This is a genomic window from Telluria sp. RT2P19, from assembly GCF_059685725.1.
In genome coordinates this window covers 24,773-51,170 of record NZ_JCASIL010000020.1, presented here as the reverse complement: position 1 = coordinate 51,170, position 26,398 = coordinate 24,773, and the positions used below count along the sequence as shown (strand labels likewise).

The window sequence follows — 26,398 nt, the reverse complement described above, 5'->3', positions numbered from 1 at the left end:
TTTGACCGCAATCCGGGACGGCCAGTCTATACTGGCCGTCTTTTCATTTGAGCGGGTCTGGTAGTGCCACATCCCAAGAACGACAATATCTTCCTTGTTGGCCTGATGGGGGCAGGGAAGACCACGATCGGTCGATTGCTTGCACGCAAGCTCAATCGCCGCTTCGTCGATTCCGACCACGAGATCGAGGCGCGCACCGGCGCCATCATCCCCTGGATCTTCGAGATCGAGGGCGAAGCCTGCTTCCGGCGCCGCGAAGCGGACGTGATCCGCGACCTCACCGGCCAGCAGGGCCTGGTGCTGGCCACCGGCGGCGGCGCCGTGCTGAATCCTCAGAACCGCGCCTACCTGGCCGAGCGCGGCACCGTGATCTACCTGCGCGCCTCGATCGGCAGCATCCTGCAACGCACCGCGCACGACAAGAACCGTCCGCTGCTGCAGACGGCCGACCCGCGCGCCAAGCTCGAGGAGCTGTGGGCCCAGCGCGATCCGCTGTACCGCGAGATTGCGGACCTCGTCATCGACACCGGCCGTCCTAACGTACAATCGATGGTACAAACCATATTGGACCAGCTGGCGGCGCAAGAGAACGCACGCGCGCGCCGGCATGCAAGGACATCGATGAACGAACAGGACCGCATCACCCTCAACGTCGACCTCGGCGAACGCAGCTACCCGATCGCGATCGGCCCCGGCCTGCTGGACGACGCCGCGCTGCTCGAGCGCCATATCGGCGGCAGCAAGGTCGCCATCGTCACCAACACCACGGTGGCGCCGCTGTACCTGGACAAGGTGGCCGGCCACCTGCGCGCCGCCGGGCGCGACGTGGTCGAGATCGTGCTGCCGGACGGCGAAGAGCACAAGAACTGGCAGTCGCTGAACCTGGTCTACGACGCGCTGCTGCAACACAAATGCGACCGCAAGACCACGCTGGTGGCGCTGGGCGGCGGCGTGATCGGCGACCTGACGGGTTTCGCGGCCTCGAGCTACATGCGGGGCGTGCCCTTCGTGCAGATCCCGACCACCCTGCTGGCCCAGGTCGATTCCTCGGTGGGCGGCAAGACCGGCATCAACCACCCGCTGGGCAAGAACATGATCGGCGCCTTCTACCAGCCGCGCGCCGTCATCGCCGACACCGCGACGCTCGACACCTTGCCGGCGCGCGAGCTGTCGGCCGGCCTGGCCGAGGTGATCAAGCATGGCGCCATCCTCGACGCCGCCTTTTTCGACTGGATCGAAGCGAATATCGGCGCACTGGTCGGGCGCGAGCCGCAGGTCATCGCGCACGCGATCGCGCGCTCGTGCGAGATCAAGTCCGACGTGGTGCGCAAGGACGAACGCGAAGGCGGCCTGCGCGCGGTGCTGAACTTCGGCCACACCTTCGGCCACGCGATCGAGAATGGCCTGGGCTACGGCGAATGGCTGCACGGCGAAGCGGTCGGCTGCGGCATGGTGATGGCGGCCGACATGTCGGCGCGCCTGGGCCTGATCGAGCCCACCGCGGTGGAGCGCGTGCGTGCGCTGGTGCGCGCCGCCGGCCTGCCGGCCGTGGCGCCCGACCTGGGCGAGGCGCGCTGGATCGAGCTGATGGAAGTCGACAAGAAGAACGAGGGCGGCGAGATCCGCTTCATCCTGCTCAAGCCGCTCGGCAGCCCGTCGATCACGACCGCGCCGCTGGACATCCTGCGCTCGACCCTGGCGGCGTGCAGCGGCTGAGAGGATGACCATGGACGCGATGCGCAGCGTCGACGCCTGCCTGGCCCCTTATGCGGCGCACTCGTCGCAGTCGCGCGGACGGCGCCATCCCGAGCCGGGCCCGGGTTCGCGCAGCGAATACCAGCGCGACCGCGACCGCATCATCCATTCGACCGCCTTCCGGCGGCTCGAATACAAGACCCAGGTCTTCCTCAACCACGAGGGCGACCTGTTCCGCACCCGCCTGACCCACAGCATCGAGGTGGCGCAGATCGGCCGCACCCTGGCGCGCAGCTTGCGCCTGAACGAAGACCTGGTCGAAGCCACCGCGCTGGCGCACGACCTGGGCCACACGCCTTTCGGCCACGTGGGCCAGGACGTGCTCAACGAATGCATGAAGGACTTCGGCGGCTTCGAGCACAACCTGCAAAGCCTGCGCGTGGTCGATCACCTCGAAGAGCACTACGGCGCCTTCGACGGCCTGAACCTCACCTTCGAAACGCGCGAAGGCATCCTCAAGCACTGCTCGCTGAACAACGCGCGCCAGCTGGGCGAGCTGGGCCAGCGTTTCATTGATCGCAGCCAGCCCAGCCTGGAAGCGCAGCTGACCAACCTGGCCGACGAGATCGCCTACAACAACCACGATATCGACGACGGGCTGCGTTCCGGCCTCTTGACCATGAAGCAGATGGAAGAGGTGGAGCTGTTCGCCCGCCTGCGCCGCCAGGTCGAACAGCAATACCCCGGCCTGCAGGGACGGCGCGCGCTGTACGAGACGATCCGCCTGATGATCACGGCGATGACCGCCGACCTGGTCGAGACCTCGGCCCAGCGGATCCTGGAAGCCAGGCCGCAGAGCATCGACGACGTGCGCGCCGCCCCGCCGCTGATCCGCTTCTCGGACCGGATGCGGGCCGAGACCACGGCCCTCAAGCGCTTCCTGTACGCCAACCTGTACCGCCACTTCCAGGTCAACCGCATGCGGGTCAAGGCGAGCCGCATCGTGCGCGAGCTGTTCCAGGCCTTCCTGGAAGACCCGGTGCTGCTGCCGAACGACTACCAGGTCGAGGGCGACCCATCGAGGCAGGCGCGCAAGATCGCCGACTACATCGCCGGCATGACCGACCGCTATGCGATCCGCGAGCATCGCCGTATCTTCTCGCTCGACCACTTCTGAGCGCGGAGCCGGTCAGGCAGTCCTGCCTGGGGCTTCGCCGATCTCCTGCAAGGACTGCCTGAGCGCCGTCTCGGCGCAGGCGATGCTTTCGTCCAGGCCGAAACCGAAAGCCGTCCGGTAGTAGTGCCAGGAGCTCGCCGTCAGGTGGTAGCAGATATTGGCCGCCGCGATGCGGCGCTGTGCCTCTCCCGCCTGCGGCGCGATCGATTCCAGCAAGCCGTGGACCGCCTCCCAGCGGGCGCCCGCCTGTAGCGAGCGTACCCGTCCCACCAGGTCGGGATGCAGCGCGGCCCGCGTATGGTCGGCACGCTCCTCGAACGTCCGGTACAGCACCCCTGGCGCGGCCAGCAATCCTTCCAGCGTGCCCAGCAAGGCCGGCGTCGCCATGTGCTCGCGCAGGTACTCGGCGACCGCATCGAGCAGGGCGTCGCGCGCCGGGAAATACCGGAACACCGTCCGCTCCGACATGCCTGCATGCTGCGCCACCGCGCGCACCGTCAGCTCGCGGATCGCGCCATCCTTCAGCAGGGCGAACGCTCCATCGAGGATCAGCCCCCGCGTCAGGTCCTGGCGCTTCTCGTTCAGCGTTGTGGTTTTTTTGTGCATTGACAGCCTTTGCGACTCAATGTCATAGTGTATGACATTTTAATCCGGGCCACAAGGAGAAGCCATGAAACAGCCAGTCATTACCCGCCGCGGTGACGGCGAATCCCTGAGTATCCTGGGTACCCGCGCCCGCTTCCTGTGCACGGCCGAGCAGACCGGCAAGGCATGGTCGCTCATGGAAGTGGTCTTGCCGAAGCATGCCGGGGCGCCTCCCCATGCCCACCCGTGGGACGAGGCGTACTACGTCGTTGCCGGCGACGTGAAATTCATGGTCGACGGCGAGGAGCACCTGGTCGGTGCGGGGGAATTCCTGTATGCGCCGGCCGACATGCTGCACGCCTTCGAGGGGTATTCCGACGAAGCGGCGCGCGTCATCATCTTCGACGCGCCGGCGCATGCGGCAGGCTTCTTCCGCGAAGTCGATGCACAGGTGAAGACCATGCCCGACGACCTCGGCAAGATGCTCGACATCGGCGGTCGCCACCAGGTCCGCTTCGTCCAACCCCGCTGATCCTCTTGTCCCCTGAAGAGAGCGACGCCGTATTCGGCAGCCACAGTGGCCGGCGACTCATGGGCGTCGCCATCCCGGCCCCGGACTGCCCGGGCTGGTCGCCATGCGGCGCCGCATGCCGGGCAAGACGCATTATTTTCACTAGGCTTCCATTTTCACGGAACGTGAAAATCCAGGGAGTGTGAAAATCGCGCCTAGCTGAACAAATCCGGCCTTGCCAGATCCAGCAGCAGCTTCTTGACCGGCGCCGGCAACGGCGCTTCGGCGATGGTGTCCAGTTTCCACCAGACGTGACCGGGCGCCAGTTCGGCGCGCGCCGCCAGCGTCACCGAGAAGGGCGCGATGTGCAGCTTGTAGTGGGTGAAGACATGCACCAGCGGGCTCAGTGGCCGCACTTCGTCCAGCGTTCCAAACTTGCCCGCCGCCACGGCGACATCCACCGTACAGACCGGCGCTTCATCCTCATCCATCGGCACGTGTCCGCCCACTTCCGGCAGCGACAGCAAGCCGCCCCAGATGCCGGTTTGCGGACGCTGTTCCAGCAGCACGTGGCCGCGGTCGATCACGACCAGCAGCGCGGTGCGTTTCTCGGGCGTGGCCTTCTTTGGCTTGCGCACCGGCAGGTCGGCCGTGCGGCCGGTGGCGAAGGCCACGCAACGCGCCTGCAGCGGGCAGCGGCCGCAGTCGGGACGCGAACGGGTGCACAGGGTGGCGCCCAGGTCCATCAGGCCCTGGGTGTAGGCCTCGATCGCGCCCGGGTTGCCGGTCACCTCGGGCAGCAGGGCGTCGGCGCGCCGCCACAGCGCATCCTCGACCGGTTTCAGGCCCGGATAGGCGTCGATCCCGAACACGCGCGCGAACACGCGCTTGACGTTGCCGTCCAGGATGGCGGCGCGCACGCCGCTGGAAAAGGCGGCGATCGCCGCTGCCGTCGAGCGGCCGATGCCGGGCAGGTCGGCCAGCAGCGCCGGGTCGCTCGGGAACACGCCGTCGTAGTCCTGCACCACGCGCCGGGCGCAAGCGTGCAGGTTGCGCGCGCGGGTGTAGTAACCGAGGCCGCTCCAGTGCGCCATGACGTCCTCCGATGGCGCTTCGGCCAGCGCATGGACGGTCGGGAAACGCTCCAGGAAGCGCGCGTAATAACCCAGCACCGCGGCCACTTGCGTCTGCTGCAGCATGATCTCGGACAGCCAGACGCGGTAGGCGTCGGTGGTGTTTTGCCAGGGCAGGGTATGGCGGCCATGGCTGCGCTGCCAGTCGATCACGGCCTTCGAGAAGGTCGGATCGGCCAGCTGGTCGAACTCGGTGAGGCGTTTCATGCGTGTCGTGTCGGGGCGCTAGCCTCAAGTAGGGTGGTGACGCCCGCCGCGATGGCGGCCAGGCGGATGCGCGTGGTGTCGAGTTCGGCCTGGCCGTGCTCGAAGGCGCCGATTTTCTGCTCCAGGCTGTCGCGGGCGTCGTGGATGCGCTGGACCGTGGCCTGGCGCTGGCGCAGGCTGTCGCGGTGCTGGCGGATCTGCGCTTCGAGCGGCGCATTGGCGACCTTCAGCCAGGCTTCGACATCCGCATTGGCCGCGCGGTAGACGCGCCGCACGCGCGAGGCGATCGAATCGAAGAAACGTTCGAGCAGCGTTGCGCGGCTGGTCATCAACAGGGTCGCGGTGCCGAACTGGCGCACGAACAGCGCCTCGATGGCGTCGATCTCGTCGATGTGGCGCGTCAATGACAGGGTTTGCGGCAGCGCCAGCGAGAGCCCGTGTTCGGCCGCGAAGCGGCGGTGCATGGCGTCCATCATGGACTTGATCTCGTCGACCTTGGCGCACGCGTCGTGCAAACCAGCGCGCGCGCCTGCGAAGTAGTTGCGCACCGGCGCACGCATGCCGGTGGCGAAGCGGCTTGCCGTCATCGCGGCGCGTACCGTCTCGGTCCGGTCCTGCAAACCGTCCATGCCGATCAAGGTGTACAGCTCGGTCGACAGGCGCGTGAACACCGCGCGCGTGCCCTGCAGCTTGAACAGGCCGGCGTCGAATTCCTTCTTCTCGGCCTCTACCCGGCGCACCATGTGGGCGATCATGCCCTGGTTCTTGCCGCGCAGGCTGCGCAGCTCCTGCAACTGCTCGACCAGCTCGCGCAGGCGCGCCGCCACCAGCATGTGCTGGCCGGCCGCCAGGATCTCGAGGTCGGCGCGCAGCTGGCGAACATTGATCTCGCGCCGCGCCGGGATCAACTGGTGGAACAGGGCCGATTCGAGCGCTCCGAGGCGGCTGCGCTCGAACAAGTCCATATCGCCGCCGATGCGTCCGACCAGGGCTTTATGGGCCGACACCGGATACACCTGGCCGGCGTCCAGCCCGAGCAGGCGTGCGACGTCGTGTTGCTGGCGCGCGATCTCGGCGTCGATGGCGGCGCCGCTTTTGAGCTCGTCCCACATGGCGTCGATCTTGTTGAGCACCGCCAGCCGTCCCGGTCCGGCGCCGATATGGGTGCGCCAGACATCGATGTCGCTGCGCGTCACGCCGGTGTCGGCCGCCAGCACGAACAGCACCGCGTGCGCGTTCGGGATCAGGTTCAGCGTCAGTTCCGGCTCGGTGCCGATCGCGTTCAGGCCCGGCGTGTCGAGGATCACCAGGCCCTGCTTGAGCAGGGGGTGCGGCAGGTTGATGATGGCGTGGCGCCAGCGCGGGATCCCGATGCTGCCGTCCGCGCCAACACTGGCGGCGAGGTCGGGATCTTCCGGGTCGAACAGGCCGTAGCGCTCGGCCTCGCCCGTCGGTACATGGCGGGTCTGGCTGACCTGGCGCAGCGTCTCGTGCATGCTGCCCGGGTCGTCGAGGTCCAGCGGCAGCACGGTCCAGGCGCCGGGATCGTCGCGGTAGTCACCGGTGGACAACTGGCCGGCGCGGGTCTCGATCGGCAGCAGGCGGATGCAGGGCGGCAGCTGGGCATCCCACAGCAGCTCGGTCGGGCACATGGTGGTGCGGCCGGCGCTGGACGGCAGGATGCGCTGGCCATAGTCGGCGAAGAACAGGGCGTTGATCAGCTCGGTTTTGCCGCGCGAGAACTCGGCCACGAAGGCGACCGACAGCCGGTCGCCGCGCAGGCGCCCGAGGGCGCGCGCCAGCACCTGTTCGCCGGCGGCGTCGATCAGGCCGGCGTCGCGCAGGGCGCGGCCATAGCCGTCGAGGCTGGCGGCCACGCTGGCCCGCCACGCTCCATACTGTTGTAGATCCTGCATCGTTTCAGCCTGTTGGGTGCTTTAGCGCTGGCACTGCGCGCAGTAGAAGGTCGAGCGCTGGCCCTGCTTGATCTGGCGCACCGGCGCCTCGCACTGGCGGCAGGGTACGCCAGCACGATCATAGACGAAATATGTCTGCTGGAAATATCCAGACTGCCCGTTTACAGCAATAAAGTCACGCAGCGTACTGCCGCCCTGGACGATGGCGGCGGCCAGGATGTCGCGGATCGCTTCGGCCAGCCTGTCGTAGCGCGCGCGGCTGATGCGCGCCGCCGGCGTCTTGGGACTGATGCCGGCCCGGAACAGGCTTTCGCAGGCGTAGATATTGCCGACGCCGACCACGATGTCACCGGCCAGCAGCACCTGCTTGATCGGTGCGCTGCGGCGCCGCGTTTGCAGGTAGAGCAAGGCGCCATTGAAATGCTCGTCGAGCGGTTCCACGCCCAGGCCGCGCAGCAGGATATGCTCTTTCAGGTCGCCATCCTCGTTGGCATGCCACAGCACGGCGCCGAAGCGGCGCGGATCGTGCAGGCGCAGCACCTGCACGCCTTCGGGGCCATTGACGACCAGGTCGAAGTGGTCGTGCTTGCGCGGCTCGATGCCCGGCGGCAGCACGCGCAGGTGGCCGGACATGCCCAGGTGGATGATCAGGGTGCCGTGCGCGAAGTGGATCAGCAGGTATTTGCCGCGCCGGCCGGTGGACAGGATGCGGCGCCCGACCAGCAGTTGATCCAAGCCGGGCGGGAAGGGCCAGCGCAGGCCGTCACGGCGGCACACGACCCGCGCGACGACGCGGTCTTCGATATGGGGCGCGACACCGCGCCGGGTGACTTCTACTTCTGGTAGTTCAGGCATGGGGAAGGTGAATCGTGTAAAGTCGGGTAGCCGCTGCTGCGCGCCGTGCCAGCTCATGCGCGGCGGGCGCCTGCGCATGCGCGTAGAATCAAAAAATCAATTCGGATTAGTGGACTTGCTTTGAAAAACGCTTTCGCCATTGTAACCCTCTCCGGGCTGCTTGCAGGCCTTCTCTCGGGATGTGCTGCCACACCGCAACAGTCCCTCGCCGCAGGCGACCAGGCCGGGTTCGGCCAGCAGCAAACTGCCCAGCAGGACGCCGAGCCCGCGCTGGACGACGAGGAACTGGCGGCCAGGCACAAGGCCGAAGAAGAAGCGCGCCTGCCCAAGGTCGAGCTCACGCCCACCATGCTCGAACAGATGATGAAGGCCGAGTTTGCCTTCCGCAACGGCGACTGGCAGGGACCTTATCTGACCGTGTACAACCTGGCCCAGCGCACCCGCGATCCGCGCCTGGCGCGCCGCGCCGCCGAGATGGCGGTGGCTGCCAAGCAGGCTGACGACACCCTGGCCGCGGTGCGCCTGTGGTACCAGCTCGACCCGGAATCCGACGAAGCGACCCAATACTTCGTCGGCATGGTCGTCACGTCCGACAAGATCGCCGAACTGGAGCCGATCTTCGAGCAGCGCCTGCGCGAAGCGACGCCCGCCCGCCGCAGCGTACTGCTGTTCCAGGTCCAGCAACTGCTGGGCCGCGCCAAGGACAAGGAAGCGGCGCTGGCCATGCTCGAGCGCCTGATCGCCCCCTATGAGAGCACGATGGAAGCGCGCATCGTGCGCGCCCAGATCGCGCTGGTGCGCGGCGACAAGGCGCTGGCCCGCAGCCAAGCCCAGGCGGCGCTGGCTGCCAAGCCGGATGCCGAGATCGCGCTCCTGATGCTGGCGCAGACCACCGAGGACGAGGCGCAGGTGGTGGCCTTGATGCAGAAATTCCTCAAGAGCTATCCGAACGCCGGCGATGTGCGCGCCGCGTATGCCCGGGTGCTGGTGAACCGCAAGGATTACGTCGGGGCGCGGCGCGAGTTCGAGCTGCTGGTCAAGGCCCAGCCCGACAATGCCGCCCACCTGTATGCGCTGGGCATCCTGGCCACGCAGATGAACGATGCGCCGGGCGCCGAACTCTATTTCACCCGCTTCGTGGAAGTGCTGGGGCGCAATCCGCAAGACGAGCGCGATCCGTCGCGCGCGCTGTTGATCCTGTCGCAACTGGCCGAAGAGCGCGGCGACCTGGTCGGCGCCCTGCAATGGCTGGACAAGGTGCCCGAAGGCACCGACCCGCAAACCCGGTTCAATACCCAGTTGCGCCGCGCGCACGTGGTCGGCAAGGGCGGCGACATGGCCAGCGCCCGGCGCCTGCTGACCGAGATCAAGACCGACGATCCGGCACGCCAGGCCCAGTTGATGGCGGCCGAGGCGCAATTGCTGCGCGAAGCCAACCAGTTGCCGGAAGCGTATGCGGTGATGGAAGCGGCGGCCCAGCGCTTCCCCAAGAACCCCGACCTGCTGTACGACTTCGCGCTGCTGGCCGAAAAGCTGGGCAAGGTCGATGTGATGGAAGCACAATTGCGTGAAGTAATGACGCAGGCGCCCGACAACCACCATGCCTACAACGCCCTGGGTTACTCGCTGGCGGAGCGCAACGTGCGCCTGCAAGAGGCATACGGCCTGATCGCCAAGGCGCTCGACATGGCGCCGGACGATCCCTTCATCATGGACAGCATGGGCTGGATCCATTATCGGATGGGTAACCTGGCCGAGGCCGAAAAATTCCTGCGCCGCGCCTATGGCCTGCGCAAGGATCCCGAGATCGCCGTCCACCTGGGCGAGGTGCTGTGGCAGAAGGGCGAGAAATCGGCCGCCCAGCAGCTGTGGCGCGAGGCGCGCGCCAAGGATCCGCAGAACGATACGCTGCGCACGACGCTGGCGCGCTTGCGGCTTTCCTTGTGAAATAATCCAGTCTTGGGGCGGGTGGTCCTGTACTGTCCGCCGCCATGGCGCTTTTTCTCATGCACTCCTGAATTTGTTTATGCTCCTGACCCGACGTCTCACCTTGCTTGCCTTCGCCGCCGCGCTTGCCGGCTGCGCCACCAGCACCGCCAGGCTGTCCACCGCCACGGTTGGCGACTACCGCGACACCATCGACCTGGCGGGCAAGCTGTCGGTCAATTATCAGAAGGATGGCAGGCAGGAGTCGATCACCGGCAATTTCAATTGGGAACAGCGCCCCGGTGCGATCGACGTTGCGCTGATGTCGCCGCTGGGCCAGACCGTGGCCACGATCAATGTCACCCCTACCGCGGCGACGTTGGTGCAGGGTGGCCAGGAGCCGCGCACCGCGGACGATATCGACAGCCTGACCCAGCAGACGCTGGGCTGGCCGCTGCCGGTGTCCGGCTTGCGCGACTGGCTGCAGGGGTATGCGCTCGACGGGCAGGGGCAGCGCTTCCGCGCCTCGCCAGCCAATAATAGCGTCACGACCAAGGATGGCTGGCGCTTGCGCTTCGTCGAATGGCAAGATACGGCCGCGCCGCGACCGGTGCCGCGCCTGATCCAGGCCGAGCGCGCCGCCTCGGGCGATATCACGGACCTGTCGATCCGCATCGTCATCCTGCCGGCGGCCTGATGCGTTCGCTGCACGATTGCCCGGCCCCGGCCAAGCTCAACCTGTTCTTGCACGTCACCGGTCGCCGCGCCGATGGCTATCACTTGCTGCAAAGTGTGTTTCAACTGATCGACCGCGCCGACCGGCTGCATTTCGACTTGCGCGACGATGAATCGATCGTGCGCACGAATGACGTGCCGGGCGTGCCCGCAGACCAGGACCTGGTCATCCGTGCGCTGCGCCTGCTGCAGGCCGAGTACGCGCGCCGCCATGGCCAACTGCCGCCGGGGATCTCGGTGGCCGTCGAAAAAGTCTTGCCCATGGGTGGCGGGCTGGGCGGAGGGTCGTCGGATGCGGCGACGGCGCTGATGGCGGCCAACGTATTATGGGAAGCCGGCTTGAGCCGCGAAGAGCTGATGGCGCTGGGCTTGCCGCTGGGCGCCGATATCCCGTTTTTCCTGTTCGGCGAGACTGCTTTCGCGGAGGGCGTGGGGGAGGCCCTGCAGGCGGTGCCGGGGCCGGAGTGCTGGTATGTCGTGATCGAGCCAGGTGTCGCCGTGCCGACGCCCGCAATTTTTTCTGCGCCGGATTTGACAAGAGATTCAAAGCCGGTCAGAATAGCGGACTTTTCCAGCCACACCGATTCATGCAGTACGGTTGGTTTTGGGAAAAATGATTTGCAGGACGTGGCGATGCGCCTGTTCCCGCCGGTAGCAGAGGCGGTTGAATGGTTGAGTAGCTACGGCGATGCCAGGATGACTGGCTCAGGGGCGTGCGTGTTTTGCGCGTTCTCCAGCGAAGACGCTGCCGACCACGTGTTGGCGCAAGTGCCGGGCAAGTGGACGGCATGGAAAGCGAAATCGTTGAAGACACACCCGCTGATGAAATCGCTCTTGCAAATCAGTGGGTTATAAAATAAAATATTGCCTGTCGCAGCGAAGAGCAGCATGCAGCGGCAAGTAGTGAAGGTCGTGTAGGGGAATCGCCAAGCTGGTTAAGGCACCGGATTTTGATTCCGGCATACCAAGGTTCGAATCCTTGTTCCCCTGCCAAAGTTTTCTTGTTCTGTCGATGCTTCAGTGTCCAGCAAGAAGATCGCGATGCGGTGCCGAGCGCCACATCAGCAAGCTAATCAGCCGGTTAATCCGGCTGATTGTTTTTCTACCGTCTTAACGCTTCTTACCTTTTGGGACTCCCATGGCTTACGAAAACCTGATGGTTTTTACCGGCAATGCCAATCCGGCACTAGCAGAGGGGGTCGCAAAAAGCCTCGGCATTCCTCTCGGTAAAGCAGTCGTCTCGAAGTTCTCCGACGGCGAAGTCATGGTCGAGATCAATGAGAACGTTCGCGGCAAGGACGTCTTCGTCCTGCAATCGACCTGCGCTCCCACCAACGACAGCCTGATGGAAATCATGCTGATGGTCGACGCCCTCAAGCGCGCCTCGGCTGGCCGCATTACCGCCGCCATTCCTTACTTCGGCTATGCCCGTCAAGACCGCCGCCCGCGTTCGGCGCGTGTCGCGATCTCGGCCAAGGTCGTCGCGAACATGCTGGAAGAAGCCGGCGTCGAGCGCGTCCTGATCATGGACCTGCACGCCGACCAGATTCAAGGTTTCTTCGACATCCCGGTCGACAATATCTACGCATCGCCAATCCTGCTGGGCGACCTGCAGAAGCGCAACTACGACGACCTGCTGGTCGTGTCGCCTGACGTCGGCGGCGTGGTGCGCGCCCGTGCCCTGGCCAAGCGCCTGGGTTGCGACCTGGCGATCATCGACAAGCGTCGCCCCAAGGCGAACGTGTCGGAAGTGATGAACATCATCGGCGAAGTCGAAGGCCGCAACTGCGTGATCATGGATGACATGGTCGACACCGCAGGCACGCTGTGCAAGGCTGCCGAAGTGCTGAAAGAGCGCGGCGCCAAGAAAGTCGTTGCCTATTGCACGCATCCGGTCCTGTCCGGCCCGGCGATCGATCGCATCGCGAACTCGCCGCTGGATGAGCTGGTGGTGACCGACACCATCCCGCTGAGCGCGGCCGGTGCTGCCTGCGACAAGATTCGCCAAGTGTCCTGCGCACCGCTGCTGGCAGAGACCTTCAAGCGGATCGTCAAGGGTGATTCGGTGATTTCGCTGTTCGTCGACTAAGCATTACAGTCGCTGGTTTTCGCGGCGCGCCTGGCTGAACAGCCGGCGCGCCGTTGACGTATCAAAGTAAGTTGCAATGTGCACGTCGTTCCCGCGCAGGCGGGAACCCAGGCTGGCAAGCGTCGCGACGACGCTTGCAGTACCTGGGCCCCGCCTGCGCGCGGGCGACGTTTTCGCAGTAGCGCAAGAATCGAATTCTTGAGCGCGCACTATGGCGCTCGTTCTTGACTATCCCTGGTCGCGGGGATGGTCGCCACTTGGGCAACCGGGCCGGGGAGTGTTTTCCCCGGCATTCGGGCCCGAATCATTTTTGGAGTTTCACATGAAAGTAGTCGCATTCAACCGCACTCAGCAGGGGACCGGAGCGAGCCGCCGCCTGCGCAACGCTGGCCAGACCCCAGGCATCATCTACGGTGGCACCGAAGCCCCGGCACTGATCGCCCTGGACGGCAACGCGTTGTACCACGCGCTCAAGAAAGAAGCATTCCACGGTTCCGTGCTGGACCTGGAAATCGAAGGCAAGACCCAGCAAGTGCTGCTGCGTGACTTCCAGATGCACGCATACAAGCAACTGGTCCTGCACGCTGACTTCCAGCGCGTCGACACCTCGAAGCCAATCCACACCAAGGTCACCCTGCACTTCGTGAACGCCGAGATCTCGCCAGCAGTCAAGCTGAGCGGCGCGATCGTGTCGCACGTGCTGAACGAAGTCGAAGTGTCGTGCCTGCCAGGCAAGCTGCCAGAGTTCATCGAAGTCGACCTGTCGAAGCTGGAAGCCGGCCAATCGCTGCACACCGGCGACCTGGTTCTGCCAGAAGGCGTGACCGCGCTGACCCACGGCCAGAACCTGACCATCGTCACCACCTCGATTCCACGCGGCGCAGCTACTGCTGAAACCGCTGCTGAGTAAGATCGGCTGATCGCGCCACTTCGGTGGCGCGTCGATAAAACCCGTCGTGGCTTGCCCGGCGGGTTTTTGCTTATGGCGTTTCACGCGGTGTTGAATGTCGTTGTGTAGGCCAAATACCGCGTTTAAGCGATAATCGCGTTTTCTCCAAAGAACATCACGCATGTCCATCCGTCTGATCGTCGGCCTCGGCAACCCGGGCCCGGAATACGAACAAACCCGCCACAATGCCGGCTTCTGGCTGGTCGACAACCTGGCCAACAGCCTGCCGGGCTGCCGCCTGCAGCGCGAATCGCGCTTCAATGCCCTGGTGGCCAAGACCTCGATTTCGGGCAACGATGTCTGGCTGCTCGAGCCGCAGACCTTCATGAATCGTTCTGGCCAGTCGGTCGGCGCGCTGGCGCGCTTCTATAAAATCAGTCCCGACGAAGTGCTGGTCGTGCACGACGAGCTCGACCTGATGCCCGGCGTCGCCAAGCTCAAGAAGGGCGGTTCTTCGGGCGGCCACAATGGCTTGAAAGACATTACTTCTGCCCTTGGCACCCAGGAATACTGGCGCCTGCGCCTCGGCATCGGCCATCCGCGCAGCCTGAGCCTGCAGCAGGCGGTCGCCGATTTCGTGCTGCACCGCCCGCGCCGCGAAGAGCAGAGCCTGATCGAGGAATCGATCGACAAGAGCCTGCGCATCATCCCGCTCGTTTGCGAAGGCAAGCTCGACGTGGCGACGATGCAGTTGCACACGGCCTGACAGCTGGCGGACGTGCCATGCAGGCACGGCCGCGTTCCCGTTCCCTCGGTCATCCTCCCCGCACCACGACCTGCGAGCGCAGGTCGCGCAGCATGCGCTCGAGCGCCGGCCGCATGCGCCGGTAGTCGTCGGGCGAGCAGGTCGCCGCCGTGTGCCGGAATGTCAGCTGGCGCTTGACCGTCACCAGCGCCCCGCGCCGCTGGTAGTGCGAGCGATAGGCGAAGTTGATATCGTCGACCTTGATCGCGCGCGGCAGCGCCAGCACTTGCGCGCGCTTCGGCAGGTGGAAGCGCAGTTCGTCCTCGGCATCGATCGCCGGACAGACGAATTCCTGGCGCCGCTCCGGCTCTTGCGTGAACGCGAATACGGCGTCGCCCAGGCCTCCCCAGACATGGTAGGTGGTTGCCAGCCCCGCCGGGCCCGGCAGTTGCGCGAAGCCGCTGCTGGCGCCGCGGAACGACAGGGTGTAGTCGTCGGCCGCGCTTTCGGTATCGCCCGGTTCCAGCACGCCGCCGCCCTGTTGGCCGAGTCCTTGCAGCATGCGTTCGACGAAGCGGTCGCGCTCGGCCGGTGGCGTGGCGCGCACCACGCGCCGGTAGGGCTCGGCCTGGGCGCCACTGCTGGTGCGCGTGACCTTGAAGCGGCTGCTGCCGTCGGGCTGGATGTCGAACTGGGTAAAGGTGCGGCTGCGCGCCTGCTGGAAGGAAGGCAGCATCGCAAACTCGCCCGAACGCGCCAGCACCGCCGGCTTGCCGAGCAGGGAAGCCGGGAGGAAGCCGCCCGCCACCGATTCGGCGGTCGGGTCGAGATACAGCTGCAGCGAAGGGATGTAGACGATCGCGTGATTGAGCACGCCGAGCGTGGGCACATCGGGCAGCCGATAGGCGTCGCCGTTGTTGACCAGCGCCACGGTGCTGTCGATGCCGGAGCTGGCCAGCAAGGCTTCGAGGAGGGTCGCGTGGTCCTTGCAGTCGCCGTAGCGGTTGGCCAGCACGCTCGACGCCGCATGCGGCACCACGCCGCCGGGGCCAAGATAGACGCCGACGTAACGCACGTTCTTGCGCACCCAGTCGGAAAGGGCGATCGCGCGGGTGCGGCGGTCGAGGGTGTCGCCCGTGATGCTGGCCGCCAGCGCCGCGACCGAGTCGTCGGGCAGCGCCTTGCCGGCGGCGCGCTCCTGGTAGGCGCGGGCGAAGGCGGCGTAGTCGGCGAAGGTGGATACCGCAAGCCGCTTGCCGTAGTCGAGATAGCTGACGGCATCGGCCTCCAGCCGTGCGTTGTCGCCGTCGATGTAGCGCCAGGCATGACGGCGCTTGCCGGCCGCGAGCGCGGGCGTCCCGGCGGCTGCCGCCGCCTCGAAGCCCACCGCGTCGGCATGCAGGGGCATCGAGGACGGCATGTCGTAGATGAGGCGAAAATCGCGGTGGCGCTGGAAGCGCGCCGCGGTCAGGTCTTCGAAGTGGCCGGGAAACAGCGGCGTGTGGCGCCGCACGACATAGCGCACCGCGACCCTGTCGCCGGTGTCCACGTCGGGGAAGACGACGATCTTGAGGCGCGTGTCCTGGAACATCGGGGCGTCGATCGAGGCAGGTTCTTGCTGGTCGCGGATCTGGTGCGGCTGCACCGCCAGGCGCCGGCCGTCGGCTTTCTCGGTATGCGCCTCGACCGAGACGACCTCGTCGAGCGACTGGTTGTAGCCGATGTAGAACTGGCCGTGTTCGTGCAGCGCTGCGCGGTCGACGATGGTCTTGGCCTGCTCGACGGTGAGCGTGTAGCCGCCGCCCGTCTCGACCACGAAGTGCTGGAGGTAGCGGTCCACCACCACCGAGCGGTCGGTTCCGCCATCGGCTTCGAACGCGCGCGCCATTGCCGGCTGCAAGCACAGCAATGGAAATAGAAGCAGGCACAGCATGACGACGAAGCGCAGGGGCATGGCACTCTCCGGACACGCGACCGACCCATGTTACGCAGCAGTGCGGTGACAGGATTGATCGGGCACAAGCACGCGCTTTTTGCGCTATTCCTGCGATAATTTCAGCATGAAGGCGCTTACTTTCCATGCCGGGCCGCTGGCCATGGCGCAGATTGCAGAACATGGCTTGCGGGCCGAAGACATCGCCATCGTGCCGGCCGCGGCGGGCGGCCCGAAGGGCTTGATCTTCCAGTCGCTCGACCAATGGATGTTCGGTGAATGGTTTCCCGCGAAGCCGCGCGAGCGCACGCTGATCGGCGCCTCGATCGGCGCCTGGCGCATGGCCGCGGCCTGCCAGAAGGACCCGGTGAAGGCGTTCGCCCTGCTGGGCGAGCTGTACGCGGGGCAGCGCTACACGAGCCTCAAGCCCACGCCGCAGGACATCGACGAGGTCGTGCAAGCCTTGCTGGGCGAACTGGTGCGCGGGCATGAAGACGACATCATCGGGCACGCGCATTACCGGCTGCACCTGTTGACCGTGCGCGGCTTGCGTTCGCTGGCGGCGCCGGCGCACCGCCATGCCGAGATGCGCGGCTTCCTGTCGGCGGCGCTGCACAACGCCGGCTCGCGCGCCTGGCTGGCACGCCTGATGGAGCGGGTCGTGATCGGGGATGCGCGCAGCCAGGCCTCATGGCTGCGCGAGCGCTTCGACAGTTTCAATACGCATTTCTCGACGCTCACGCGCGAGAACCTGGCGACGGGGTTGCTGGCCTCGGGCACGCTGCCCTTGATCATGAAGGCGGTCACCGGCATCGCCGAGGCGCCCGCCGGCAGCTACTGGGATGGCGGCATCATCGACTATCACCTGGCGCTGCCGTATTCCCGGGCGCAGGGCGAATTGGTCCTGTACCCGCACTTCACCGAGCACATCGTGCCGGGATGGCTCGACAAGGGTTTCCCGTGGCGTCGGGTGGCGCGCGGCGCCAATCGTGGCTGGCTCGACAACGTGCTGCTGGTGGCGCCGTCCGAGGAATTCCTGCGCACGCTACCGCGCGGAAAGCTGCCGGACCGCGCGGACTTCAGGTTCTTTGGCCTGGACCACGACGTGCGGATGCGCACCTGGAAGCGGGCGATCGGGGAAGGGGAGCGGCTGCGCGACGCGCTGGCCGAATTCGCCCTGCGACCGGACCTGGGCGGCGTCAAGCCGATCTAGCTTGTCAGACTGAAAACCCGACCGTTGCAGCGGGCACGGAAAGCGCCGGTTTTTGCGGCAGCCGGCCCTGTCCGGGTTACAATGCAGGGTTTAGGGCGGTTGATCGATCGCTCGCGCTTACCGAATTAGGAATAGTATCCATGACCCTCAAATGCGGCATCGTCGGCCTGCCCAACGTTGGCAAATCCACCCTGTTCAACGCACTGACCAAGGCCGGCATCCCGGCTGAGAACTACCCGTTCTGCACCATCGAGCCGAACGTGGGCGTGGTCGAGGTGCCCGATCCGCGCATCGACGCACTGTCGGCGATCGTCAAGCCGGAACGCGTGGTCAAGGCGATCGTCGAATTCGTCGACATCGCAGGCCTGGTGGCAGGCGCGTCGAAGGGCGAGGGCCTGGGCAACCAGTTCCTGTCGCACATCCGCGAAACCGACGCCATCGTCAACGTGGTGCGCTGCTTCGAAGACCCGAACGTGATCCACGTGGCCGGCAAGGTCAGCCCGATCGACGACATCGAAGTCATCCAGACCGAACTGGCGCTGGCCGACATGGGCACCGTCGAGAAAGCGATCCACCGCGAGCAGAAAAAAGCGCGCTCGGGCGACAAGGACGCGGCCAAGCTGGTCGCCCTGCTCGAACGCCTGATGCCGCACCTGAACGAAGGCCAGCCGGTGCGCACCATGGGCCTGGACAAGGAAGAGATGGCGATCATCTATCCGCTGCACCTCATCACCGCCAAGCCGGCGATGTTCGTGGCCAACGTGTCGGATACCGGTTTCACCAACAACCCGCTGCTGGACCAGCTGACCGAGTTCGCCAACAAGCAGAACGCCCCGATCGTCGCCATCTGCGCCGCGATCGAGTCCGAGATCGCCGAGATGGATGACGCCGACAAGGTCGACTTCCTGAACGATATGGGCATGGACGAGCCGGGCCTGGATCGCCTGATCCGCGCGGCGTTCAAGCTGCTGGGCCTGCAAACCTATTTCACCGCCGGCGTGAAGGAAGTGCGCGCCTGGACCGTGGCGATCGGCGCCACCGCGCCGCAGGCGGCCGGCGTGATCCATACCGACTTCGAGCGCGGCTTCATTCGCGCGCAAACCATTTCGTATGACGACTTCCTGACCTACAAGGGTGAGACAGGCGCCAAGGAAGCGGGCAAGATGCGCGCCGAAGGCAAGGAATACGTGGTCAAGGATGGCGACGTGCTGAACTTCCTGTTCAACGTCTGATTCATCCGGGCGCCTCGCGCGCCCGCACCTTGGCAAGCCCTTCCACCCGGAAGGGCTTGTTGCTTTCTGGCTGAACCAAAAGCGCAGATACCAGAGAATATGAGCGAACCGGTCCCGAATTCCTTGCTGCCCTTGCCGTACTGGCGCGCCGCGCTGGCGCAGGCGAGCCTGCTCCATCCCGAGGTGGCGCCCGACAGCAAGCCCATTGCCATCGGCCAGGCCGGCAGCGATTGGCGGGTCACCGCGGCTACGCCGGACGTGGCCACCTGGGTCGCGGCGCAGTTCGACGCCAGCCGGCAGGAACGGGATGGCCGGATTCCCTATGTGCTGGTGCCTGCACGCGTATCGCCGGCGGCGAGCCATGGCGTCAAGCACGATGGCGCCGAGCTGCACAAGGGGGCATCGCTGCTGTGCGTTCCCTGCATGCTCGACCGCGACGGCGTGCTGTCGCCCGACCCCGAACGCCTGCCATGGATACCGCGCGAGCTGCTCGAGCCGACCCTGCAGCGCGCGTCGCTCGGCGCGCTGGCGCGCCACGATGAATTCATCGGGTCACTGCCCGAGAAGCCCGCCAGCATGGGCGATACGCTGCATCTCGCGGCGCGCCTGTTCGAAGCGGTGACGGGCGCGGGATTGCCCCTGCTGGCGCCGGCGTCGCTCGATCTGCGCCTGCCCGATTTCTCACTCGACGAGCATGTGCTCGTGTCCGGCTGGCACGGCATCGCCTACGAGCCGCCGCTGGTGGCGCGGCATCTGCTGAAACTGTATGACAGCATCATCGCCGAACGTCCGCCCACGCCCTTGCTCGACACGCTGCGCAAGCTTGCCGAGCAACCGGCAAGGGCGCCGCTGGGCTTGCTTGATGCGGCGCCGCATCATGGCAAGACGGTCGGCCACATGCATCCCGGCTACCCGCTGTCGCCATCCCAGCGCAGCGCGATGCTCGAGCTGCAGCGTTTGCCTGAAGGACAGGTGCTCGCGGTGAATGGGCCGCCGGGCACGGGCAAGACCACCTTGCTGCACAGCGTCGTCGCCCAGCTCTGGATCGATGCCGCCCTGGCCGGCGGCGAGTGTCCGCTGATCGTCGTCGCCTCGACCAATGTGAAGGCTGTCGAGAACGTACTCGACAGCTTCACGAAGATCGCGGCCGAGACCGGACATCGGCGCTGGCACCCCTACGGGCGCGGCTTCGGGCTGTTCCTGGCGTCCGAATCGCGCCAGACCCGGCATCCGGTCTGCACCGGCAAGTCGCATCCGTTCGAGGAGTTCGAGACGCCCGAGATGCTGGCGGCGGCGGAACGGCATTACCTCGACTGCGCCGCGATGCATTTCAGGCGCCGCGGCGATGGTGTCGGCACGGTCGTGCATGATCTGCATGCCGAGCTGGCCGGCCTTGCCCAGCGGCTGGACGTGCTGGTGGCGGCGCGCCATGCGCTGTTCCACGCGCTCGGCCAGGAAGAGGGCGCGGGCGCCGTGGCTTCGTACAAGGCCTTGCTGGCGAAGGCGAATGGAGAGCTGACGCGTTGCCGCGAACTGCTGGCGGCCCTGCGCGCGCGGCAGGACGAGGGAGAACAGGCCGCCGATGCCGCGCAGCGTGCCTACGAGGCCCGCCGCGACGCGATCCGGCAAGCCGAGAAATCCTGGGCCGCCTATCTGGCCGACGCCTCGATCTGGCTCGATATCTTCAGCTTCGTGCCCTCGGTGCGCCGGCGCCGCATGGCGCGCGACCGCCAGGCCTTGCTCGCGCATCCGCTGACGGCGGATATCGAACACCGGGCCGACGGCGTTCCAGGGCATTTTCATCTGCTCAAGAAAGAGGCATTGCAGCAAAAAACCGAGGCCGTCGCCGCGCTGCAGGCGCTGAAACAGACGCTGGCCCAGCAAACCGAACAGGTCAAGCACGAGATGGCCCTGGTGGAGCAGGAACGCGCACGCATCACGGCCGCCTTCGCTGCCTGGCGCGACGTGGCCGGCGACGATCCCGAACTGCTCGACGCCAGTCTCGCCAACCTCAACGATCACCTGGACAGGGGCGTTCGCGCGCGCATGTTCGCGCTCGCCGACTGGTACTGGTCCGGCCAGTGGATCCTGGAAGTCAGGCTCCGGATCAGGAGCGGCATCAAGGATACGAAGGGGCGCCGCAAACTCGAAGCGAAGTACCGCCGCTTCGCCAAGCTCGCTCCCTGCCTGGTATCCAATTTCCACATGGCGCCGTCGTTCTTCACCGCCTGGGAAGGCGAGGACATGCCGTTCTGGAATACGATCGACCTGCTGGTGGTGGATGAGGCAGGACAGGTCTCGCCCGATATCGGCGCGCCGATGTTCGCACTGGCGCGGCGCGCGATGGTCGTCGGCGACACCTTCCAGATCGAGCCGGTCTGGAACAGCGGCGACGCGACCGACCGCGCCAATGCCGTCAAGTTCGGCCTGGCGCCGGCGTTCCACGATCCCGCCTACGAGCGCCTGGAGCAGGCCGGCTTCACGTCGGCCAGCGGCAGCCTGATGCGCATCGCCAACCGCAGCTGCACGGTCCAGCAGTTCGAGGATATTCGCGGCCTGATGCTGACCGAACACCGCCGCTGCGTGCCCGAACTGATCGATTACTGCAACCGGCTCATCTACGCGGGCCGCCTCGAACCGAAACGCGCCCCGGTGCCGCCGGCGGAGCGGATCCTGCCGCCATTCGCGCTGGTCCACGTCGGCGGCAGGGATGCGCGGCGCGGCGGCAGCCGCCAGAACGAGTCCGAGGCGGCCGCGATCGTCGACTGGCTCAAAGCCAATCGCGCCGACATCGAACGGCACTATGCCGACGCTGAAGGCCGGCCGGCGCCGCTGTGGCAACTGGTGGGCATCGTGACCCCGTTCGTCGCGCAGGCCGGCGCCATCGAGCGGCGCCTGCGGCGGGAGATGCCGGACCTGCTGCGCAAGGATAGCCGCCTGACCGTCGGCACCGTGCACGCGCTGCAGGGCGCCGAACGCGCCATCGTGCTGTTCTCGCCAACCTATGGCGACGACTTCAGCGGCGGCGCCTTCTTCGACCAGAAGCCGAACATGCTCAATGTCGCGGTCTCGCGCGCCAGGGACAGCTTCATCGTCATCGGCAACCGGAAGGTGTTCGACGCAGGCCGGACGGCGCTGCCGTCCGGCCTGCTGGCGACCTATCTGGTGGAACGCAAGCACGAGACGGTCGACGGCTAGCGTGAAGATAGCGGATTCCCCGAATCCGCCCGTCGAGATCGTGCCAGCGGCGCCGATTGCTGCCATACTGATGGATTCTTTCCGTTGCGACCACAGCATGGCCACCGTCTCCGAACTCGTCCTTTATCCGATCAAGTCCTGCGCCGGCCTGTCCGTGCCTGAAGCCCGGCTCGCCCTCGACGGCCTGTCGGCGGACGGCGTGCACGACCGCGAATGGATGGTGGTGACCCGTGAAGGCGTGTTCCTGACCCAGCGCGAATACCCGCGCATGGCAACCATCGCGCCGCGCGTCGAAGGTGACGATCTGGTGGTCGAGGCGCCCGGGCTGGCGCCGATCCGCCTGCCGCTGGCGCACGATGCCGGGGCGCCGTCGATCGAAGTCCTGATCTGGGACGAGCACGTCCTCGCCGCCGATTGCGGCGACGCCGCCGCCGCCTGGTTCGCCGACGCCGTCGGCGCCCCATGCCGGCTGGTGCGCTTCCGTCTGGATGTCGTGCGGCCGAAAATCAGCCAATGGACCGGCGGCCTGCCCGCGGCGGCCCGTTTCTCGGATGGCTACCCGATCCTGCTGATCGGCCAGTCGTCGCTCGACGATTTAAACGCGAAATTGACGAATGCCGGCCGCGCCGCCCTGCCCATGAACCGCTTCCGTCCGAATATGGTCGTGGAAGGCATCGACGCCTTCGAGGAAGACTTCGTGGCGGCATTTACCGATCAAGGCATCTCCTTGCGCCCGGTCAAACCCTGCGCCCGCTGCCCGATCCCCTCGGTCGACCAGGCCACCGGCATCCCCGGCCTTGACCCCCTCGACATCCTGCAAACCTACCGCGCCAACGCCCGCATGGACGGCGCCGTCACCCTGGGCATGAACGTCATCGTCCAGCACGGCGTCGGCCGCACCGTGCGCCTCGGCCAGGAACTAAACGCCGAGCTTGCTTTCTAAGCTGTTACCACGCAGGGCCAAGCAGGGGCGACACCACGACAGTGTCGCAAAATCGCCTATGCCTCGTGCCGACAGGCGATTTTTCATATCCAAGCAAGAATGGATGGCGTAATGTTACGGTTATTGCTAAAAGGAATGCTCCATGCATGAGCCGGGCGCGTCGACGCGAGAATTGATGGCAGAAAACGAGACCTTGCGCGCGCGCATGGCGTATCTGCTCGAGCAGGCCGAACGCAACCACGAAATCATGTGCCGCCACCAGGCCTTCGACCTGCAGATCGTTGGCGCCGGCAGCTTCCCCGAACTGGTCGGCACGATCTTCCGCACGCTGCCGGTGATCTCGGAGCTGGACATCGTCACGCTGTCGCTGGTCGACCCCGACGCCGACATCTACACGGTCATGCACCGCCTGGGCGTCGATTTTGAACAGTTTCCCAACCTGATGTTCTGCGAGCACGCGGTCGAACTGGGTTTCGAGGTGGCGCCCGAGCGCCGTCCGCGCCCGCTCCTGGGCGCCTATGCGCCGGCGCAGCACTGCGCCATGTTCCCGCAGCCGCCGACCGGCCTGCAGAGCGTGGCCCTGGTGCCGTTGCTGCGCAATACGCGCCTGATCGGCAGCCTGAACCTGGGCAGCGCCGACCCGGCCCGCTTCACGCCAAGCCTGGGCACCGATTTCGTCGAGCACATGGGCTCGATCATCGCGATCTGCCTCGAAAACGTGATCAGCAACGAGATGCTGAAGTACATCGGCCTCACCGATTCGCTCACCGGCGTCTACAACCGCCGCTACATGGACCGGCGCCTGGTCGAAGAGATCGCGCGTGCGCGGCGCCAGGGCTACCGCCTGTCCTGCATGTACATCGACATCGACCACTTCAAGCGCGTCAACGATACCGTCGGCCACCAGGGCGGCGACGACGTGCTGCGCGAGGTGTGCGGCCGCATCAAGGCCGAGCTGCGCATGTCGGATGCGCTGGGCCGCTTCGGCGGCGAGGAATTCGTCGTGCTCCTGATCGATGCCGACCTGGAAAGCGCCTGCATGGTCGCGCAGCGCATCCGCGCCAGCGTGGCCGCCGACCCGGTGAGCCTGGGCAGCGGCGAGCGGGTGGATGTGACGGTGTCGATCGGCGTGGCGGCCCTGGCTGATTTTGCGCGCGACAATGCGATCGAAGGCGTGGCGCAAGAGCTGGTGGCGTCGGCCGATGCGGCGTTGTACCAGGCCAAGGCGGGTGGCCGCAACAAGGTCGTCACGTTCGCATAACGACACCGGGCCCGGCCAGGATCACAACAACCTGTCCTCGGCCCGGCTGAGCGCTTCCCCATCCCCCCGCACCACCACCACGTCGCCCGCGGCCAGTACCACCTCCGGCCCCGGCTCGACATCCTCCCCGCCACGCCGCAACGCCGTCACCTCCGCCGCGACATCCTCCAGCCGCAGCTGGGCCAATTTCCTGCCAACCGCACCGGCCTGCGCATGCAGCCGCACCGAATGCAGGCGCACATGCCCTGGCTCGAGACTGGCGCCGCCGTCGTCAGTCCCGGGAAAGTAGCCGCGCAAGCTTGCATACCGGTCGTCGCGCGCCGCCTGCACCCGGTGCACCACGCGCCTTAGCGGCACGCCCAGGGTCACCAGCGCGTGCGAGGCGAGCATCAGGCTGCTCTCCAGCGCTTCCGGCACCACTTCGGTGGCGCCGGCCGCCTTCAGCACCTCGGTATCGCAGTCGTCGTAGCTGCGCACGATCACCGGCAGCGATGGCGCAAGCTCGTGGACCAGGTGCAGCACCTTCAGCGCGTGGCGCGTATCGGCGAAGGTGATCACCATCGCGCTGGCGCGGCCGATGCCGGCCGCGACCAGGCTCTCGCGCCGCGCCGCGTCGCCATACGAGACGGTGGCGCCGGCCGACTGCGCCTCTTGCACCCGCTCCGGATCGAGGTCCAGCGCATGCCACGGCAGCGCCTCTTCCTTCAGCAGGGCGGCCAGGCTTTGGCCATTGCGCCCGAAGCCGGCGATGATCACGTGGTCCTGGGTCTTCATGGCGCGCGTCGCCAGCTGGGTCAGCTGCAGCGACTGCATCATCCACTCGTTGGCCGCCAGCTTCATCGTGATGCGGTCCATATTGGCGATGATGAAGGGCGCCAGCAGCATCGACAGCACCATCGAGGCCAGCACCAGCTGCATCACGAACGGGTCGACCAGCTTCGAGCCGGTAGCGTGGTTGAGCAGCACGAAGCTGAATTCGCCGGCCTGGGCCAGCGCCAGGCCGGTACGCAGCGCGGTGCCGAGCGGGGCGCCGAAAGCGCGCGCGAGCAGGGCGATCAGGCCGAACTTGAGCAGCACCGGCAGCGCGAGCAGGAGCAGCACCAGCCACCAGTGCTCGAGCACCATCCGCAGGTCGAGCAGCATGCCGATCGTGATGAAGAACAGCCCGAGCAGCACGTCGCGGAAGGGCTTGATGTCTTCTTCCACCTGGTGTTTATAGGGCGTCTCGGAGATCAGCATGCCGGCCACGAAAGCGCCCAGGGCCAGCGACAGGCCGGCCTGCTCGGTGATCCAGGCCGCGCCCAGCGTCACCAGCAGCAGGTTGAGCATGAACAGCTCTTGCGAGCGGCGCTTGGCGACGATCGTGAACCAGCGCCCCATCAGCTTCTGGCCGAAGAACAGCAGCAGGGCCAGCACCAGCGCCGCCTTGAGCGCCTCTACCCCGAGTGTGATCGCCAGGTCTTCCGGATCGCGCGCCAGCGCCGGGATCATGATCAACAGGGGCACCACCGCCAGGTCCTGGAACAGCAGGATGCCGACGATGCGCCGCCCATGCTCGCTTTCGAGTTCGAGCCGCTCGGTGAGCAGCTTGACCACGATCGCGGTCGAGGACATGGCCAGCGCCCCGCCCAGCGCGAACGCGGCCTGCCAGCCAAGCGGGATCCCGGGCAGGAGCCAGGCCGCCAGCAGCCCGATCGCCATCGCGGCCACGATCGTCGACACCACCTGGGCCAGCCCAAGGCCGAACACGATGCGCCGCATCGAGCGCAGTTGTCCGAGCGAGAATTCGAGGCCGATCGAGAACATCAGGAACACGACCCCGAACTCGCCCAGCGCATGGGTGGTGGGACTGTCCTCGGCCAGGGCCAGGGCGTGGGGACCGATCAGGACGCCGACGGCGAGGTAGCCTAGCATCGGCGGCAACTGCAGGCTACGGAATACGACTACGCCCAGGACGGCGCAGCCCAGCAGGAGGAGGGTAAGTTCAAGACCGGAATGCATGGTGCGGGACTGGAGATAAGCGGCGAATTTTGTTAATCTTATTGCACGGGTAGTGTGTGGTGCGGCATCGCTTGTTATCGTTTGTTACGACTGGCAAGTTTTTTGCTTTCCCAATTCGTTTATACTGCCAAAATGAGTGTAACCGATGAAAAAA

The 26,398-nt window shown here is 66.2% G+C and carries 20 protein-coding genes and 1 tRNA gene; 15 read left to right on the top strand and 6 right to left on the bottom strand.

The annotated features are described in order from the left end of the window. Nucleotides 1-105 precede the first annotated feature (105 nt). Nucleotides 106-1,716 (top strand): bifunctional shikimate kinase/3-dehydroquinate synthase AroKB, encoded by a 1,611-nt coding sequence (aroKB, locus tag AC56KW_RS21135; protein ID WP_497172690.1) that lies wholly within the window; start codon nucleotides 106-108, stop codon nucleotides 1,714-1,716. Nucleotides 1,717-1,726: 10 nt separating this feature from the next. Next, nucleotides 1,727-2,872, top strand: coding sequence for a deoxyguanosinetriphosphate triphosphohydrolase (locus AC56KW_RS21130; protein ID WP_497172639.1), 1,146 nt, complete (start codon nucleotides 1,727-1,729; stop codon nucleotides 2,870-2,872). Between the two features lie 12 nt (nucleotides 2,873-2,884). On the opposite strand, the gene AC56KW_RS21125 is transcribed toward AC56KW_RS21130, so the two are convergent. Continuing rightward, on the bottom strand, nucleotides 2,885-3,478 hold the full coding sequence (locus AC56KW_RS21125; protein WP_497172638.1) for a TetR/AcrR family transcriptional regulator: 594 nt from the start codon (nucleotides 3,476-3,478) through the stop codon (nucleotides 2,885-2,887). A 64-nt stretch (nucleotides 3,479-3,542) separates the two neighbouring features. Here AC56KW_RS21125 and AC56KW_RS21120 point away from each other — a divergent pair, with 64 nt between their 5' ends. After that, nucleotides 3,543-3,989 (top strand): cupin domain-containing protein, encoded by a 447-nt coding sequence (locus AC56KW_RS21120; RefSeq protein WP_497172637.1) that lies wholly within the window; start codon nucleotides 3,543-3,545, stop codon nucleotides 3,987-3,989. A gap of 194 nt (nucleotides 3,990-4,183) precedes the next feature. On the opposite strand, the gene mutY is transcribed toward AC56KW_RS21120, so the two are convergent. From mutY to mutM, 3 genes are read right to left on the bottom strand one after another with little or no spacing between them, the layout of a single operon-like run. Further along, entirely contained in the window at nucleotides 4,184-5,308 is a 1,125-nt protein-coding gene (gene mutY, locus AC56KW_RS21115) for an A/G-specific adenine glycosylase (protein ID WP_497172636.1), read from the bottom strand. Further along, nucleotides 5,305-7,224 carry a dynamin family protein gene (locus AC56KW_RS21110; protein ID WP_497172635.1) on the bottom strand — a complete coding sequence of 640 codons (1,920 nt, stop codon included), beginning with the start codon at nucleotides 7,222-7,224 and terminating at the stop codon, nucleotides 5,305-5,307. The genes mutY and AC56KW_RS21110 overlap by 4 nt, the downstream gene beginning before the upstream one ends. A gap of 21 nt (nucleotides 7,225-7,245) precedes the next feature. Continuing rightward, nucleotides 7,246-8,079: a bifunctional DNA-formamidopyrimidine glycosylase/DNA-(apurinic or apyrimidinic site) lyase gene (mutM, locus tag AC56KW_RS21105; protein WP_497172634.1), complete on the bottom strand. Its 834-nt coding sequence runs from the start codon at nucleotides 8,077-8,079 to the stop codon at nucleotides 7,246-7,248. Nucleotides 8,080-8,199: 120 nt separating this feature from the next. Here mutM and AC56KW_RS21100 point away from each other — a divergent pair, with 120 nt between their 5' ends. From AC56KW_RS21100 to pth, 7 genes are all read left to right on the top strand, one after another. After that, nucleotides 8,200-10,026 carry a tetratricopeptide repeat protein gene (locus AC56KW_RS21100; protein WP_497172633.1) on the top strand — a complete coding sequence of 609 codons (1,827 nt, stop codon included), beginning with the start codon at nucleotides 8,200-8,202 and terminating at the stop codon, nucleotides 10,024-10,026. 79 nt (nucleotides 10,027-10,105) lie between these two features. Next, nucleotides 10,106-10,702, top strand: coding sequence for a lipoprotein insertase outer membrane protein LolB (gene lolB / locus AC56KW_RS21095; protein ID WP_497172632.1), 597 nt, complete (start codon nucleotides 10,106-10,108; stop codon nucleotides 10,700-10,702). Beyond that, on the top strand, nucleotides 10,702-11,595 hold the full coding sequence (gene ispE, locus AC56KW_RS21090; protein ID WP_497172631.1) for a 4-(cytidine 5'-diphospho)-2-C-methyl-D-erythritol kinase: 894 nt from the start codon (nucleotides 10,702-10,704) through the stop codon (nucleotides 11,593-11,595). Before lolB ends, ispE begins: the two co-directional genes overlap by 1 nt. Nucleotides 11,596-11,656: 61 nt before the next feature. After that, nucleotides 11,657-11,733, top strand: a tRNA-Gln gene (locus AC56KW_RS21085). 145 nt (nucleotides 11,734-11,878) lie between these two features. Further along, nucleotides 11,879-12,829 (top strand): ribose-phosphate pyrophosphokinase, encoded by a 951-nt coding sequence (locus AC56KW_RS21080; RefSeq protein ID WP_497172630.1) that lies wholly within the window; start codon nucleotides 11,879-11,881, stop codon nucleotides 12,827-12,829. Between the two features lie 322 nt (nucleotides 12,830-13,151). Further along, a complete protein-coding gene (locus AC56KW_RS21075) occupies nucleotides 13,152-13,739 on the top strand; it encodes a 50S ribosomal protein L25/general stress protein Ctc (RefSeq protein ID WP_497172629.1) in 588 nt (195 codons plus the stop codon). A 160-nt stretch (nucleotides 13,740-13,899) separates the two neighbouring features. Beyond that, nucleotides 13,900-14,484 (top strand): aminoacyl-tRNA hydrolase, encoded by a 585-nt coding sequence (pth, locus tag AC56KW_RS21070; RefSeq protein WP_497172628.1) that lies wholly within the window; start codon nucleotides 13,900-13,902, stop codon nucleotides 14,482-14,484. 49 nt (nucleotides 14,485-14,533) lie between these two features. Here the strand turns inward: pth and AC56KW_RS21065 are convergent, their stop codons facing one another. Beyond that, nucleotides 14,534-16,417 (bottom strand): DUF3857 domain-containing transglutaminase family protein, encoded by a 1,884-nt coding sequence (locus AC56KW_RS21065; protein ID WP_497172627.1) that lies wholly within the window; start codon nucleotides 16,415-16,417, stop codon nucleotides 14,534-14,536. 106 nt (nucleotides 16,418-16,523) lie between these two features. Between AC56KW_RS21065 and AC56KW_RS21060 the strand changes: the two genes are divergently transcribed. The 5 genes from AC56KW_RS21060 (at nucleotide 16,524) to AC56KW_RS21040 (ending at nucleotide 24,243) form a co-directional block, all read left to right on the top strand. After that, nucleotides 16,524-17,609 carry a patatin-like phospholipase family protein gene (locus AC56KW_RS21060; protein WP_497172626.1) on the top strand — a complete coding sequence of 362 codons (1,086 nt, stop codon included), beginning with the start codon at nucleotides 16,524-16,526 and terminating at the stop codon, nucleotides 17,607-17,609. A gap of 140 nt (nucleotides 17,610-17,749) precedes the next feature. Next, nucleotides 17,750-18,841 (top strand): redox-regulated ATPase YchF, encoded by a 1,092-nt coding sequence (ychF, locus tag AC56KW_RS21055; protein ID WP_497172625.1) that lies wholly within the window; start codon nucleotides 17,750-17,752, stop codon nucleotides 18,839-18,841. A gap of 99 nt (nucleotides 18,842-18,940) precedes the next feature. Next, entirely contained in the window at nucleotides 18,941-22,039 is a 3,099-nt protein-coding gene (locus tag AC56KW_RS21050; RefSeq protein WP_497172624.1) for a DEAD/DEAH box helicase, read from the top strand. A gap of 97 nt (nucleotides 22,040-22,136) precedes the next feature. Then, the gene (locus tag AC56KW_RS21045; protein ID WP_497172623.1) at nucleotides 22,137-22,982 is read left to right on the top strand and encodes an MOSC domain-containing protein; all 846 of its coding nucleotides are present in this window, start codon (nucleotides 22,137-22,139) and stop codon (nucleotides 22,980-22,982) included. A gap of 175 nt (nucleotides 22,983-23,157) precedes the next feature. Continuing rightward, a complete protein-coding gene (locus tag AC56KW_RS21040; protein ID WP_497172622.1) occupies nucleotides 23,158-24,243 on the top strand; it encodes a GGDEF domain-containing protein in 1,086 nt (361 codons plus the stop codon). A gap of 21 nt (nucleotides 24,244-24,264) precedes the next feature. On the opposite strand, the gene AC56KW_RS21035 is transcribed toward AC56KW_RS21040, so the two are convergent. Next, nucleotides 24,265-26,244, bottom strand: a complete 1,980-nt coding sequence (locus AC56KW_RS21035; protein WP_497172621.1) for a monovalent cation:proton antiporter family protein — start codon at nucleotides 26,242-26,244, stop codon at nucleotides 24,265-24,267. Between the last annotated feature and the right edge of the window lie 154 nt (nucleotides 26,245-26,398).

Excerpts from the sequence above, each read along its gene's own strand:
- aroKB (WP_497172690.1), top strand. The coding sequence starts at position 106 with ATGGGGGCAGGGAAGACCACGATCGGTCGATTGCTTGCACGCAAGCTC.
- AC56KW_RS21130 (WP_497172639.1), top strand. The coding sequence starts at position 1,727 with ATGGACGCGATGCGCAGCGTCGACGCCTGCCTGGCCCCTTATGCGGCG.
- AC56KW_RS21125 (WP_497172638.1), bottom strand. The coding sequence starts at position 3,478 with ATGCACAAAAAAACCACAACGCTGAACGAGAAGCGCCAGGACCTGACG.
- AC56KW_RS21120 (WP_497172637.1), top strand. The coding sequence starts at position 3,543 with ATGAAACAGCCAGTCATTACCCGCCGCGGTGACGGCGAATCCCTGAGT.
- mutY (WP_497172636.1), bottom strand. The coding sequence starts at position 5,308 with ATGAAACGCCTCACCGAGTTCGACCAGCTGGCCGATCCGACCTTCTCG.
- AC56KW_RS21110 (WP_497172635.1), bottom strand. The coding sequence starts at position 7,224 with ATGCAGGATCTACAACAGTATGGAGCGTGGCGGGCCAGCGTGGCCGCC.
- mutM (WP_497172634.1), bottom strand. The coding sequence starts at position 8,079 with ATGCCTGAACTACCAGAAGTAGAAGTCACCCGGCGCGGTGTCGCGCCC.
- lolB (WP_497172632.1), top strand. The coding sequence starts at position 10,106 with ATGCTCCTGACCCGACGTCTCACCTTGCTTGCCTTCGCCGCCGCGCTT.
- ispE (WP_497172631.1), top strand. The coding sequence starts at position 10,702 with ATGCGTTCGCTGCACGATTGCCCGGCCCCGGCCAAGCTCAACCTGTTC.
- AC56KW_RS21080 (WP_497172630.1), top strand. The coding sequence starts at position 11,879 with ATGGCTTACGAAAACCTGATGGTTTTTACCGGCAATGCCAATCCGGCA.
- AC56KW_RS21075 (WP_497172629.1), top strand. The coding sequence starts at position 13,152 with ATGAAAGTAGTCGCATTCAACCGCACTCAGCAGGGGACCGGAGCGAGC.
- pth (WP_497172628.1), top strand. The coding sequence starts at position 13,900 with ATGTCCATCCGTCTGATCGTCGGCCTCGGCAACCCGGGCCCGGAATAC.
- AC56KW_RS21065 (WP_497172627.1), bottom strand. The coding sequence starts at position 16,417 with ATGCCCCTGCGCTTCGTCGTCATGCTGTGCCTGCTTCTATTTCCATTG.
- AC56KW_RS21060 (WP_497172626.1), top strand. The coding sequence starts at position 16,524 with ATGAAGGCGCTTACTTTCCATGCCGGGCCGCTGGCCATGGCGCAGATT.
- ychF (WP_497172625.1), top strand. The coding sequence starts at position 17,750 with ATGACCCTCAAATGCGGCATCGTCGGCCTGCCCAACGTTGGCAAATCC.
- AC56KW_RS21050 (WP_497172624.1), top strand. The coding sequence starts at position 18,941 with ATGAGCGAACCGGTCCCGAATTCCTTGCTGCCCTTGCCGTACTGGCGC.
- AC56KW_RS21045 (WP_497172623.1), top strand. The coding sequence starts at position 22,137 with ATGGCCACCGTCTCCGAACTCGTCCTTTATCCGATCAAGTCCTGCGCC.
- AC56KW_RS21040 (WP_497172622.1), top strand. The coding sequence starts at position 23,158 with ATGGCAGAAAACGAGACCTTGCGCGCGCGCATGGCGTATCTGCTCGAG.
- AC56KW_RS21035 (WP_497172621.1), bottom strand. The coding sequence starts at position 26,244 with ATGCATTCCGGTCTTGAACTTACCCTCCTCCTGCTGGGCTGCGCCGTC.